This window comes from Collinsella sp. LCP19S3_F2, assembly GCF_052121015.1.
In the GTDB taxonomy this organism is placed as follows: domain Bacteria; phylum Actinomycetota; class Coriobacteriia; order Coriobacteriales; family Coriobacteriaceae; genus Collinsella.
Window position 1 is genome coordinate 1 of sequence record NZ_JBQKFA010000026.1, and the last position, 1,217, is coordinate 1,217.

At 66.0% G+C, this 1,217-nt stretch carries 1 protein-coding gene; it reads right to left on the bottom strand.

Features of this window, described 5'->3' with window-relative positions; all coding sequences use genetic code 11:
- Window positions 1-14: 14 nt before the first annotated feature.
- A protein-coding gene (locus ACTQX9_RS09480) for an IS3 family transposase (RefSeq protein WP_417575370.1) occupies window positions 15-1,156 on the bottom strand; the annotation gives its coding sequence in 2 pieces (ribosomal slippage) (window positions 15-898 and window positions 898-1,156; 1,143 coding nt in all).
- Window positions 1,157-1,217: the final 61 nt, after the last annotated feature.

The following is a 1,217-nucleotide window of genomic DNA, read 5'->3' on the forward strand; positions in this document are numbered from 1 at the left end:
TGGATTGGCAACACCTATTTGGACGATTCCGGGAGGGACAGCCCCGCCTCCCTGAACTCGACCGGAGACATGTAACCCAGCGTCGAGTGGATCCTGAAGTTGTTGTACCAGTGCACGTAGTCCGAGAGCTTGGCCCGGAGCTCGCGCGTCGTGCCGAACGTCTCGCGGTGGACGAGCTCGGCCTTCAGTATCCTGTTGGTCGACTCGTCGACGGCGTTGTCGTAGGGGCAGCCCTTGGCCGACAGCGACCTCTCAATGCCGAAGGCCTCGAGCATCAGGTCGATCTCGGCGTTGTCGAACTCGCTGCCGCGGTCCGTGTGGAAGACCTCGATGTCCGAGATGGGGAAGGAGAGCGTCGCGAACGCCGACTTGACCAGCCGGGCGTCCTTCCTGGGCCCGGCGGAGTGGCCGACGATCTCCCTGTTGTAGAGGTCGACGAGCAGGCAGACGTAGTTCCACGAGGCCCCGACGCGCACGTAGGTCAGGTCGCTGCATATATGGGTGCGCGGCGCCCTGCCGCCGAAGCCGCGCGCGACGACGTTGGGCACGTCGGCCTCGTTGACCGCCCCGGGGTGCACCTTGAACCTCTTCCTGCCGTATGCGCTGACCAGGCCGTTCTCCCTCATGATGCGGCAGACCCGGCGCCGGCTGACGGTGACGCCCGACCTCTCGAGCGACGCCTTTATCTTGCGCGAGCCGTACCGGCCCTTGCTGGCGGCGTGGGCCGCGACCACGGCCGGCGCGGCGGGGTCCGGCGCGGCGGGCCGGTCGGCCCGCGAGCGCATGGAGTAGTACGTCGACCTCGCGACGCCGAGGAGCCTGCACTGCGCTGATATGGGGTAGCGGCCCTCGTTGGCCGCTATGGCCCTCACTTTCGAGCGTATATCAGCGCCGCTTGTTTTAAGACGTCGACCTCCATCCGGAGCCTGCGGTTCTCGCGCTCGAGCTCCAGGATCCGGTTCTGCTCGGGCGTGCGGTTGTCCGCGGCGCGCGGCGAGCCGGTCGCGTTTATCGACTTGATCCACCTCTCCACGGTGCTCTTGCCGAGGTCGTACTCGTCCATGATCTCGCGCTTGGGCTTGCCGGCGTTGTAGAGGTCGACTATCTGCCTCTTGAACTCGTCGGTGAAATGCCTCGGGTGCCTGGGGTCCCTCATATACGGCCCTCCCGTCTCCTGCGCCCCTCCCGGAACTGTCCACATCAGTGTAGCCAATCCA